Source organism: Paenibacillus lentus, from assembly GCF_003931855.1.
In the GTDB taxonomy this organism is placed as follows: Bacteria; Bacillota; Bacilli; order Paenibacillales; family Paenibacillaceae; genus Fontibacillus; species Fontibacillus lentus.
In genome coordinates this window covers 15,663-27,402 of sequence record NZ_CP034248.1, presented here as the reverse complement: position 1 = coordinate 27,402, position 11,740 = coordinate 15,663, and the positions used below count along the sequence as shown (strand labels likewise).

Below are 11,740 nucleotides of genomic sequence, written 5' to 3'. Positions count from 1 at the left end.
TGTCTTCCGAACTTTCTTGACGACTTCTTTTGTCGTTTCGTATAATTAGTTTCATGAATTGAGGGAGGCTCGGTAATGAATAAGCCAAATGAATTGATTGTCGTTCTTGATTTTGGAGGGCAGTACAATCAGCTGATAGCAAGAAGAATTCGTGATTTGGGTGTATATAGCGAATTGCTGCCATATAACACTTCGGCAGAACGGTTGCGGGAACTAGCTCCTAAGGGCATCGTGTTCTCTGGAGGCCCATCCAGTGTGTATGCAGAAAATGCACCTCAAATTGACACTGCCATATATGATCTCGGGGTGCCTATTTTTGGGATTTGCTATGGGATGCAGCTGATGGCCCATCAACTTGGCGGCAAGGTAGAACGTGCGGAAAAACGCGAATACGGCAAGGCGGACGTGAATTTTACGGAGCATTCGGAGCTGACAAAAGGTCTGGAATCGAAGCAGACCGTTTGGATGAGCCATGGCGATCATGTCGTGGAGCTGCCGGAGGGATTTGTTGTGGATGCCTCTACGGAGCATGCTCCAATCGCTGGATTCGCGAATAAGGAGCGTCGATTGTATGGTGTTCAGTTCCATCCAGAGGTACGCCACTCCGCAAATGGGAATGAAATGATCCGTAATTTCCTATATGAAATTTGCGGATGCGAAGGCAACTGGAGCATGGAGACGTTCATCGAGGATGCGATCCGGGATATTCGGACACAGGTTGGCGACAAGAAGGTGCTCTGTGCACTGAGCGGCGGTGTTGATTCCTCCGTTGTGGCGATGCTTATCCATAAGGCGGTAGGCGATCAGCTGACTTGCATGTTCATTGATCATGGGCTGCTGCGCAAGGGTGAGGCTGAAAGCGTGATGGAGACGTTTGTTGGCAAGTTCGATATGAAGGTCGTCAAAATCGATGCCCGCGAACGCTTCCTGTCTAAACTGGCAGGCGTCGATGATCCGGAGCAAAAACGGAAAATTATCGGTAACGAGTTTATTTATGTGTTCGAAGAAGAATCCAAGCAATTTGATGATTTCGCATTTTTAGCACAAGGTACACTTTACACAGATATTGTGGAGAGCGGTACAGCGACGGCTCAAACGATCAAGTCTCACCATAACGTCGGCGGACTGCCGGAAGACATGAAATTCGAACTGGTGGAGCCGCTGAAGGCTCTATTCAAAGATGAGGTACGCAAAGTTGGCGAGGAATGCGGGCTTCCATCGGAAATCGTGTGGAGACAGCCGTTCCCGGGTCCGGGACTCGCCATTCGCGTATTGGGCGAAGTTACGGAGGACAAGCTGAAAATCGTCCGCGACTCCGACTACATTCTGCGCGAAGAGATTGCCAAAGCAGGTCTTGATCGTGAAATTTGGCAATACTTCACAGCTCTCCCGAACATGAAGAGTGTGGGAGTCATGGGCGATGCCCGGACTTATTCCTACACCGTAGGCATCCGCGCAGTCACTTCCATTGACGGCATGACTGCCGACTGGGCGCGTATCCCTTGGGATATCCTCGAGAAGATCTCGGTACGGATCGTCAATGAGGTGGATAACGTCAACCGCGTTGTGTATGACATTACTTCCAAACCACCGGCTACGATCGAGTGGGAATAGTAAACAAAATCCCTCTAAATCCTTGTTAATCAAGGATTTAGAGGGAATAAATTTATTGGGTGATACACAAATGATACACTTCTTATTTTTCACTATTATCATTTGTGGTTTCTAACATCAATTTTTGAAGTCTTGACGCTACTTCACTATGTTTGTTAGGGTATAAATGCGAATAGGTCTGAAGTGTAGTTTCAATATTTTCATGCCCAAGTCTTTCTGAAATCAACAATGGGGAAAAACCCAGTTCAATTAAAAGTGAAGCATGAGAATGGCGAAGGTCATGAATTCTAATTTTCTTAATTCCTGACTTTGCGCATCCTCTTTTCATTTCATGATTTAAATAGTGCTTTGTATATGTAAATAGACGTTCATGGGGTTCATAATCATAAAGTTTTGAAATGTATTCTTGAACTTTGTCGGCAAGGAATTGAGGTATAGTAATAATCCTCTTACTTTTTGGCGTTTTGGGTTCAAGAATAAGGTCTTGGTTTTGATGCCTGGCATAGTTCTTGTTTACGCTTATTGTTAAAGACACAAAGTCAAAATCATTCGAAGTGAGCGCTAATAATTCACCTGAACGAATGCCCGTCCAAAATAAGATTTCAAACATGATTCGTGCGCTTTCCTTATGAACTTCAGAAATGAATTTATTGAATTCTTCTGATGTCCAGAACTGCATACTATCTGCATTCTTTTTCCCCATGCTTCCACAAATACGAGCAGGGTTAGAAGGTAGTCTATAATATTTAACTGCAAAATTGAAAATGGCTGATAACTGGTTATTGACAGTTTTTAAATATGTTTGTGAATAATTGTTTTCATCAGTTAGTAGTTCATTTTGCCATTTTCGAACGGTTGCTGGTTCAATAGCGTTTAACTGAAGGTTTTTGAAATAAGGAAGAATTTTAAGATTGATTATATATTCTTTGTTTTCATAAGTGGTTGGTTTTAATCGTGATTTACAATCTTCCATGTACAATTCAACCAAATGACCAAAGGTCATTTCGGGGCCTGCGTTAGCTTTAGAAAGGAAATCACGTTCATAAGCTTTCGCTTCTCTTTGTGTTTTGAATCCACGCTTCAGCTTCTGCTTAATGACACCAGTCCAATCAGTATAATTAAATTTTGCATACCAGGTTCCACGCTTTTCATCTTTGTAAACAGGCATACTATCACAATCCTTTCAGTTTTTAGACATTGCAAATATGCCCTTATAACTCGAAAGGAATTATGATATAATACGGTTGGTGACGGTACTATATCATTTTCCTTTCGGGAAATGAGGGTATCTATATGAAAACAGTTCCTTTGTGTTACCAGCACAAGGGGGCTGTTTTTATTTTCTTATAAAGAGTAATTAGATGAAGGTGTATCCATCTTCCGTTTTTGCAATTCAATAAACTTACCGTATTCAGATGCAGTTCCCCAAAAAGCTAAATATTGTTCAGTACCTTCAACATCTTGATACCTAACAACTAAATAATATTTCTTAATTCCTTTTGCCTTTGTAGTGCTTGTTTCATGGTTATGATATTTAAGCATAAATCTTTCTTCTTCCATTGCGTCAATAGCTAAAATTCGTTCAATTGGAAGATTCACAGTTGTTTCAGGTTTAATTCTTTGAATTACAAACTGCTCATCATTCATTTCAATGGTGCAAGGAAAGTCCTGCATAAAGTCCTTCAATCCTTCGTAATGCTGCACCTTAATGGCTTTCTTTTTACGTCCAAACACTCGATCATCCCTTTCATCTGAACTTTACCTTGAACCATTAACACTATCTTGAACCTATTCGAAAACCTTATTCTGTCGGGCTTTTTTATGATGTATTCGACAGTTCAAGGTTCAAGGTTCAAGGTGGTTTTCTATATATTATTATTTTATAGATATTGTTTACTTTAAGCTAGTCATAGCCTGTGACCTATAAAATAAATCAGACTTATCTTGAACCTTGAACTTTTTTTATTCAAAGTCCTTGACTGTACTGATAATTTTGGGGTTCAAGAAGGGTTCAAGATGGGATGACAACTAGAACTTTGCTCTTAGCTCAACAACCTTACCTAAAATCCTTACTGGTGAAGACTTCATTTCAGCTTTGTCATAAAACTTTGGTGGATAAACTGCCTGGTTAGTTGCAATCAATAATATTCCGTTTTCCTGTTTGACCACTTTTTTAACTGTAGCATCTTGACCATTTACGATAACAACGCCAATTTCACCTGAAATAAGGTCATCTTGCTTGCGGACAATAACAACATCCCCATCAGAAAATTTTGGTTCCATACTATCACCTTTAATTCGTAGGGCAAAGAATTCCCCTGTTCTCGCCATTGATTCAGGAATTTCTTCGTATTCCTCTATGTCCTGAATAGCTTCAATTGGAATTCCAGCAGCAACCTTCCCCAATACAGGAATCTTAATTCCTGCTTCATATTTCAAAACATCTTCACGCAATACACCATTCTGGTTGAACTTTTCTTCCCAACGCTCATAATCCGAGTTTCCAGTTAAATAATCAAGTGACACATTGAAGTAATCAGCGATTTTTTGAAGTGTATCGGTTTTAGGGGTTATTTTTCCCTTCTTCCAGTCGCTAAGTGTTGTTTGGGTTACCCCAGTGTCTTTTGAAACTCGATAATTGGTAATGTTCCTTTCATTTAAAAGCTTTTCGTAACGCTCATACATTGGCATGCATCCCTTCTTAAAATTACTAAATAAATATTTAGCAAAAAGGTGTTGACTACTAAATAAAGGTGTAGTATATTTAAGCCATGCTAAACAAATGCTTAGCATAAACAAACGCAAAGCATTAACAAAACGGGAGCATAACAAAGGAGGAGTAATAAGTTAAAACTGATTACTAAGCAAATGTTTGGTCAACATAGGTTTAGTATATCACAAAACCGAAGTATTTCAAGTATTTTTTATTATTTCCTGGAGGGGGTGATTCTCATGTATGAGACGTTTGCCAAATTGCTTAAAGAAAGAAACGTAACAGCATACAAAGTCGCAAAAGAAACTGGCATTGCACAGTCAACGCTTAGCGATTGGAAAAACGGTCGAAGTACACCAAAACTTGATAAGCTTCAAAAAATCGCTGATTACTTCAGTGTAAGCTTGGAATTTTTGTTGAAAGAGCAATCGAATTAAAAGGTGGTGTGAAGCAATGGGAAACCAAAACAGCTTGCAAGTAGTCATTGGAAAGCTTGAAGAATTGTTCAACGTGTTCAACAAACAATTCTTCAACAACGAACTTCAGAAGCCAGTTATAACGGTTTCACCAGATACTACAGCAGGGGCTTACGGTTGGTGTACATCTTGGAAAGCCTGGAAGGATGATGAAGATTCAGATGGTTATTACGAAATCAACATGTGTGCTGAACATCTGAACAGGCCATTTGAAGAAACGTGTGAAACCCTGATTCATGAAATGGTGCATCTTCTTAATCTTCAAAACGATGTACAGGACACTTCCAGAAGCGGAACCTACCACAATAAAAAGTTCAAGGTTACTGCTGAACAACATGGGCTGATTGTTGAGAAGGATGAAAGATATGGTTGGGCATTTACTCGCTTGAATGATGAAGCTTTGAAATTTGTCCTATCCCTTGATGGTCAAGGTTTCGGGCTTTATAGAAGCAAAATACCAAAAGTTAAAACGTCCAGTGGTTCTTCTTCATCAAGAAAATATGTATGCCCATCATGCGGAACGATTATCAGGGCTACCAAGGAAGTACATGTCAAGTGCGGTGATTGTGAAGTTGAATTTGAAGAAGAATTTTAATTTTGAAAGAGAGGGGTGCAAATGGAAACCGTTCAATCTGTTGAAAGAAAATTTCTAAAAGCCGCTGATGTTGCTCAAATATTGCAAGTATCTGAAACAACGGCTTACAGGATAATCAGGAAACTGAATGATGAATTAAAGAAACAAGGAAAAATCATAGTTGCTGGAAAGATTTCAAGAAAATATTTTGAAGAAAAAGTCTATCTATGACTTGGAAAGGGTGAATTAAAAAATGAATTTTGCAGAACGCTTGAAATCAATTATGGAAGAAAAGAACATGTCACAAACTGAACTTTCGGACTTGACCGGAATTGGTAAGTCATCCATCAGTCAATACTTGTCGGGTAAAAATGAACCAAATCAGAAGAGAATTGAAAAATTTGCTGATGCTCTTAACTGCTCAACTGCTTATCTGAATGGGATTACAACTTGTAGTGACCCGACAGATAACCCGAATGGACTGAAAAACATTCCAGTAGCCGAAGCAGCAAAGAGACTTGGGAAGTCAAAACAATTCATTAGGGTAGGACTTCAAAAACAAATCCTTCCGTTTGGTGTAGCAGTTCAATTGTCTTCCAAATTCAGCTATCACATTTCACCAAAGCTGCTTGATGATTACATTGGCAAATGAAAAGTGCTATAAGAAACTGCCATTTCCTAAAGCACTACTGAAAAAAATATTCTAATGAATTTATTTTAGCCAAAAGGTAGGAATAAATCAATGTCTAGTTCTTTGAAATCACAGGGATAAGAGTATAGGGAAGGTCAGGTGAAAAAAAACGTGAAGACAAGATTTGATGAAACAAAAAGATGGGTTACAAGCACGGGTGACGTTATTGAAATCGTGAATATGGAAACAACCCATTTAATGAATACCATCAGAATGTTCGCACAGAAACCATATATCAGTATGGGAATCATCGTGAAAGACATTGAACGGAATGCCGTTTGTTATAACGCAAATAATGCGTGGACACCTTTTTCAAGAGAAGTTGTTGATGTAAAAAAGAAATCTATTAACAACATTACTAGTATGAACGAAGAAGAAATTATTAAATATTCCTTAAATTCTCCACTTGGTAAAGCAATGCTTGATGAACTTCAGTCCAGGGGTGTAAATATTCAAAATTTCATTGAAATGGTTTCGAACGGCTGTGAAAGTTTCTGATGCCTATGAAAATTAATTTATTCAAGCACCAAGAACAGGCGTTGAGCCAAACTGAACAATTCAACAGGGTTGCTTACTACCTTGATATGGGACTTGGAAAAACATTCGTTGGTTCCGAAAAGATGAATCAACTAGCGTGTGCAATGAATCTCTTAGTGTGTCAAAAATCAAAGATTGATGACTGGATTGAACACTTTCAGAATCACTATCGGTTAACTATTAGGGATTTAACTAACAAGACAGATTTAGAAGATTTTATCAGATGGAATGAAAAATTTAAGAACGCAGACGCACCATTAATTGTTGGCATAATCAACTATGATTTGCTGTTCAGAAGAAAGGAATTACTTGACCTAAGACATTTCACATTGATGTTGGATGAAAGTTCAATGATTCAGAATGAAAAGGCTAAGCGAACCAAATTCATTCTTGAAATGCAACCTGATAATGTGATTTTGCTTTCTGGAACGCCGACTTCGGGTAAGTACGAAAATTTGTATTCACAAGCGCAGCTTTTAGGCTGGAAGGTGAGCAAGAAGGTTTTCAACTCGCAATATATCAACTGGATAAAGGTTGACATAGGCGGTTTCCCTCAATGGATTGTCGATGATACCGAACCCTATAAGAACGTTGAGAGATTGAAAGCCAAGCTTAGGCAACATGGTGCAATCTTCATGAAAACTGAAGAATGTTTTGAACTTCCTGAACAAATCATGATTCCGGTCATGGTTAAGACAAGCAGGGAATACAAGCAATTTCAAAAGAAGTGCATTGTCAAAGTCAAGGGAACCAATTGGATTGAAGACCCCGCTGAATCTGATTTCTACGGGACAGCTTATAAATTGGAAGACATTGAACTTATCGGTGACACTACTTTAACCAAAAGGCTGTATTCGAGACAATTGTGCGGTCATTACAACAAAGAGAAATTACAAGCTTTCGCTGATTTAGCTTGCAGTACTCAGGATAGGTTGATTGTGTTCTACAACTACACAGCCGAACTTGACGCTTTGAAAAAGATTGCAGAATCACTGAATAAGCCTATTTCAGAAGTAAGCGGACAAGTGAAAGACCTTTGCAGCTATGAGAATGAGGAAAACAGCATTACGTTCATTCAATACCAGGCTGGCGCGATGGGGCTAAATCTTCAGAAGGCAAACAAAATCATTTACTTCACATTAACTGACAAAAGTGAACTCTTTGAACAGTCCAAAAAACGGATTCACAGAATCGGTCAAACCAACACTTGCTTTTATTACCTAATGCTTTGTGAAGGAAGTGTTGAAGAAGACATATTGCGAACCCTGGAAATGAGAAAGGACTATACGGATGAATTGTTTGAAGAATACGAAAGGGAAGCTTAAAAACGCTTGCTGGTGGTTGTTTGTAGGCTTCTGCATGGGATTCACACCTTACGTCTTTCACTTGGCAGAAATTGAACGTGGTTACAAGGCAATAGGTGGAGAAATCTTCATTCCTCTAATTCCCTTCTTGGTATGGGCAATCAAGGTATCCATAAATGATATGAAAACAATTACGAAAGAGGTCATGGAAAATGAGCAAAAACACACAAATTCAGGTGTTTGAACAACAGCACCTTCAGTTGTTCAAAAAGATTTCTGACACTATCAAAGCCAAAAAGCAGCTTGAAGAACAGGAAGCAAAGGTAAAGCAGGAGCTTGAAAAAGCAATGAATGCTTATGACATTAAGTCAATTGATAACCAGTTCATCAATGTAACTAGGGTAAAGGAAAGCATTTCAACGACTATTGACCTTAAAGAGTTGAAGGAAAAGGAACCTAATCTTCACGCTGAATTGCTTGAAGATTACCCAAAAACAACTCTTAAAAAATCATATCTAAAATTAACGGTAAAGTAATGCCCAAAGTGGTTTGGTACGAAATAACCGAACATCCCAATTATGAAATTAATCGGATGGGTGAAGTTCGTTCCAAGAAAACAGGCAAGCCGCTGAAACCATACGATGATGGTACTGGTTATTTACGGGTGAAATTAAATGGCGAGAATTGCAGACTTCATATATTGGTGGCTAAGCAATTTGTTCCTAATCCTGACAATAAGCCTATAGTCAATCACAAAAGAGGAATCAAGCACGATTGCAGGGCTTCACAGCTTGAATGGGTTACACAGTCCGAAAATGTCAAACACGCTTGGAGTATCGGACTTTACAAAAGAAAGAAGGTGAAACATGGCATCCGAAAAACTATTTGAAAAAAAGGTTGAAAAGCACTTGCATGCAATCGGTGTTTATCAAGCTGGCACACCATCACACCGCATGGAAACAGATCAAATTGGCTGGTTTACAAAAATATGGGGTGGCGGTTATCAGAAAAGTGGTATTCCTGATTTGCTGTGTTGCGTGAATGGATTCTTCGTTTCAGTTGAATTGAAAGCTTCCAAGGGAAGACCTTCTGACCTCCAGAAGATGAATACAGCAAGAATTAATAGGTCAAATGGTATTGGAATTGTTCTTTATCCAGAAGGCTTTGAAAACTTCAAGGAATTAATGAAGAAGGTGATAACTTGCAAGCATCACATTCAAGAATTGAACTCTATGAAAGATGTTCATTCAGGTACAGGTTGCGATATATTGATGACCTATTAACCTTGCCGCCTGATAACGCTGACCATCCTTTGATTATTGGTCAAGCAGTTCACACGGGAATTGAAAGAGACGTTAAAACGGCAATTCAGGAGTATTACATGTCATATCCTGTCATCACAGACAGGCACATTGAAGAAGCAATGAAATTGGAAAAGGTAATTCCCAAGGCCAAGGCGTTAATTCCTGAAGGTGAATATGAAGTCAAAATTGATAATGAACATTTCGTTGGATACATTGACCTTCTTGCCCCTGCAACTGCTTTTGAACGGGGCGTTGAAATACCGAATCAATATGATTTGTACGATTTCAAGTATTCCAACAACGTTTCTAATTACAAGAAGTCGAAGCAGCTTCATTTGTACAAATACTTTTGGGAAAAAGCGAATCCTGGGAAGTTCATCCGAAACATGTATTTCCTATTCGTTCCCAAAACGAGCATTCGACAAAAGAAGACTGAAGACTTACATCAGTTTAGGAAAAGGATTGAATCTGAACTTGATAAGCTTGAACCGAATTTAGTTCAAATTGAATATGACCCGTCACAGGTAATTGAATTCATGCTTGATGTAAAGAACGTACTGGAAGCTTCTGAATTTCCGAAAAATGAAAGTTTCCTTTGTAATTATTGCGAATATCAAGATTATTGTTTGAAAGGATGGGACTACATGTTATTGCCCAAAAACGAGAGAAGGAACATTGAAAAGATTGAAAAAAAGGTTGTTTGGATGTACGGTTCACCATTCAGCGGAAAGACGTGGTTTGCAAATCAATTCCCTGACCCGCTGATGTTAAACACTGACGGTAACATCAAGTTTGTTGACGCTCCATTCATCCCTATCAAAGACCAGGTAAGTGTTGAAGGTAGAATGACCAAACGAAAACTTGCTTGGGTGATTTTCAAGGAAGTCATTGAGGAACTGGAAAAGAAGCAAAATGATTTCAAAACCATCATTGTTGATTTGCTGGAAGACACATATGAGCATTGCCGCCTATACATGTATGACCAAATGGGGATTACACATGAATCGGATGACAGCTTCAGGGCTTGGGATAAGGTGCGAACTGAATTCCTTTCCACTTTGAAGAAGCTTATGGCGCTGGACTATGAAAATATCATTTTGATTTCTCATGAGGACACAAGTAAGGATATTACCAAAAAAGGCGGTGACAAAATCACAGCCATCAAACCGAATTTGCAGGAAAAAACAGCAAACAAGGTCGCAGGGATGGTTGATATTGTTGCCAGGGTGATTTCTGATGGTGAAATCAGAACACTTTCTTTCAAAACCAATGAAGTTATTTTTGGCGGTGGAAGATTGACAGCTTCAACAAATGAAATTCAGCTTGAATATGCTGCCTTCCTTGAAGTGTATGAAGAAGCAAACAAAAACGCAGTTGCAAAGCTGAAGGGTGAAGAAGTAACCAAGCCTTCAGATAAGGCGACAGAGGGCAGGAGAACAAGAGGTAAGGTAAATGCTGCACCTGAATCAGAAGAAACACCAGTAACCGAAAAATCAGCGTCTGACGATGCTTCTGAACCTGAAGTTGATGCCGAATCTGAAAAGCATGATGTTGAGGAAGAAAAGCAGGAGGAACCGAAGACCAGAACACGTTCCCGAAAGCCTAAAGAGAAAGAAGAAGGTTCTGATGAATCTGAACAAGCAGAGCAAACGGAACAGACTGAAGCACCTAAGACAAGAACTAGAAGAAAACGTGGTGAATAAATTCTAACTTCTAATTTGAAATTAACTTTTCAAAAGTAATGCACTTATAAAATAATTCGGAATGGAACGGTGATTAAAAATGGCAAATATTTGGGATAAGTTCGATGAAGCGATTGATACGCAAGGTTTGGCGGAAGACGTTAAGGAAGCAGCAGAAAACGGTGCTGGTTCGTTCAAGGAAGTTCCTCACGGTGATTATGAAGTTGAAGTGAATAAGATGGAACTGGTTTCTTCCAAGAAAGGTGATCCAATGGTCTCCATTTGGTTCAAAGTAGTAAGCGGCGATTTCAAAGGCAGCTTGATTTTCTTCAATCAGGTCATCACGCAAGGATTCCAAATTCACATTGTAAATGAATTGCTTCGATCGATGGATACCGAAATTGACATTAAATTTGAAACATATAAGCAATATGGCAATCTGCTGATGGATGTTTTTGAAGCGATTGACGGCAATCTTGAATTTGCATTGAAATACGCCAAAGGCAAGAAGGATTTCAGCACCTATGAAATCACAGAAGTATTTGAAGTAGAATAACAGTCTTCTAAGAGAAGGGAAGCATCCTTTCCCTTCTCTTATTTAATGAAAGGTGGGGAAACGACTTGGCTTTGAGACGTAAGAAACGTTATGAAACTCCTGTCGGTTGTTCGATTTGTAAAGAAAAAAGGGCTTATCACACAATTCATGGATTTACGGGATATGGGGGAAGGACTTGTTGTAATGATTGCTATCCTCAAATACAACAAGAACACAAGCGTCAAATGGAAAAGGAAAATAATTTTGAACCTTCTGAAGCCGATTATCAAACATGGATGAGGTTATAAAT

General features: G+C 39.0%; 17 protein-coding genes. 14 read left to right on the top strand and 3 right to left on the bottom strand.

Annotated elements, in window-relative coordinates:
* The first annotated feature begins 75 nt into the window (after positions 1-75).
* Positions 76-1,614, top strand: a complete 1,539-nt coding sequence (guaA, locus tag EIM92_RS00190) for a glutamine-hydrolyzing GMP synthase (protein ID WP_125080944.1) — start codon at positions 76-78, stop codon at positions 1,612-1,614.
* 82 nt (positions 1,615-1,696) lie between these two features.
* Here the strand turns inward: guaA and EIM92_RS00185 are convergent, their stop codons facing one another.
* From EIM92_RS00185 to EIM92_RS00175, 3 genes are all read right to left on the bottom strand, one after another.
* The gene (locus tag EIM92_RS00185) at positions 1,697-2,782 is read right to left on the bottom strand and encodes a site-specific integrase (RefSeq protein WP_125080943.1); all 1,086 of its coding nucleotides are present in this window, start codon (positions 2,780-2,782) and stop codon (positions 1,697-1,699) included.
* Between the two features lie 176 nt (positions 2,783-2,958).
* On the bottom strand, positions 2,959-3,348 hold the full coding sequence (locus EIM92_RS00180; RefSeq protein WP_125080942.1) for a hypothetical protein: 390 nt from the start codon (positions 3,346-3,348) through the stop codon (positions 2,959-2,961).
* A 294-nt stretch (positions 3,349-3,642) separates the two neighbouring features.
* Positions 3,643-4,299, bottom strand: coding sequence for a LexA family transcriptional regulator (locus EIM92_RS00175; protein WP_125080941.1), 657 nt, complete (start codon positions 4,297-4,299; stop codon positions 3,643-3,645).
* Between the two features lie 267 nt (positions 4,300-4,566).
* Here EIM92_RS00175 and EIM92_RS00170 point away from each other — a divergent pair, with 267 nt between their 5' ends.
* The 13 genes from EIM92_RS00170 (at position 4,567) to EIM92_RS00110 (ending at position 11,738) form a co-directional block, all read left to right on the top strand.
* Entirely contained in the window at positions 4,567-4,764 is a 198-nt protein-coding gene (locus tag EIM92_RS00170; protein ID WP_125080940.1) for a helix-turn-helix domain-containing protein, read from the top strand.
* Positions 4,765-4,780: 16 nt separating this feature from the next.
* Positions 4,781-5,398, top strand: coding sequence for a SprT-like domain-containing protein (locus EIM92_RS00165; protein ID WP_125080939.1), 618 nt, complete (start codon positions 4,781-4,783; stop codon positions 5,396-5,398).
* A 21-nt stretch (positions 5,399-5,419) separates the two neighbouring features.
* Positions 5,420-5,608, top strand: a complete 189-nt coding sequence (locus tag EIM92_RS00160) for a helix-turn-helix domain-containing protein (protein WP_125080938.1) — start codon at positions 5,420-5,422, stop codon at positions 5,606-5,608.
* Between the two features lie 22 nt (positions 5,609-5,630).
* Positions 5,631-6,029, top strand: a complete 399-nt coding sequence (locus tag EIM92_RS00155) for a helix-turn-helix domain-containing protein (RefSeq protein ID WP_125080937.1) — start codon at positions 5,631-5,633, stop codon at positions 6,027-6,029.
* A 150-nt stretch (positions 6,030-6,179) separates the two neighbouring features.
* Positions 6,180-6,566 (top strand): hypothetical protein, encoded by a 387-nt coding sequence (locus EIM92_RS00150; RefSeq protein WP_125080936.1) that lies wholly within the window; start codon positions 6,180-6,182, stop codon positions 6,564-6,566.
* 5 nt (positions 6,567-6,571) lie between these two features.
* On the top strand, positions 6,572-7,930 hold the full coding sequence (locus EIM92_RS00145; protein ID WP_125080935.1) for an SNF2-related protein: 1,359 nt from the start codon (positions 6,572-6,574) through the stop codon (positions 7,928-7,930).
* The gene (locus EIM92_RS00140; protein WP_125080934.1) at positions 7,905-8,153 is read left to right on the top strand and encodes a hypothetical protein; all 249 of its coding nucleotides are present in this window, start codon (positions 7,905-7,907) and stop codon (positions 8,151-8,153) included. The genes EIM92_RS00145 and EIM92_RS00140 overlap by 26 nt, the downstream gene beginning before the upstream one ends.
* Positions 8,122-8,445, top strand: a complete 324-nt coding sequence (locus EIM92_RS00135) for a hypothetical protein (RefSeq protein ID WP_246021148.1) — start codon at positions 8,122-8,124, stop codon at positions 8,443-8,445. Before EIM92_RS00140 ends, EIM92_RS00135 begins: the two co-directional genes overlap by 32 nt.
* Positions 8,445-8,798 (top strand): HNH endonuclease, encoded by a 354-nt coding sequence (locus EIM92_RS24655; protein ID WP_125080933.1) that lies wholly within the window; start codon positions 8,445-8,447, stop codon positions 8,796-8,798. Before EIM92_RS00135 ends, EIM92_RS24655 begins: the two co-directional genes overlap by 1 nt.
* Complete coding sequence (locus tag EIM92_RS00125) at positions 8,776-9,192, top strand: VRR-NUC domain-containing protein (RefSeq protein WP_125080932.1); 417 nt, start codon at positions 8,776-8,778, stop codon at positions 9,190-9,192. Before EIM92_RS24655 ends, EIM92_RS00125 begins: the two co-directional genes overlap by 23 nt.
* On the top strand, positions 9,111-10,916 hold the full coding sequence (locus EIM92_RS00120; protein WP_125080931.1) for an AAA family ATPase: 1,806 nt from the start codon (positions 9,111-9,113) through the stop codon (positions 10,914-10,916). Before EIM92_RS00125 ends, EIM92_RS00120 begins: the two co-directional genes overlap by 82 nt.
* 79 nt (positions 10,917-10,995) lie before the next feature.
* Complete coding sequence (locus EIM92_RS00115) at positions 10,996-11,451, top strand: DUF669 domain-containing protein (protein WP_125080930.1); 456 nt, start codon at positions 10,996-10,998, stop codon at positions 11,449-11,451.
* 65 nt (positions 11,452-11,516) lie between these two features.
* Complete coding sequence (locus EIM92_RS00110; RefSeq protein ID WP_125080929.1) at positions 11,517-11,738, top strand: hypothetical protein; 222 nt, start codon at positions 11,517-11,519, stop codon at positions 11,736-11,738.
* Positions 11,739-11,740 lie beyond the last annotated feature (2 nt).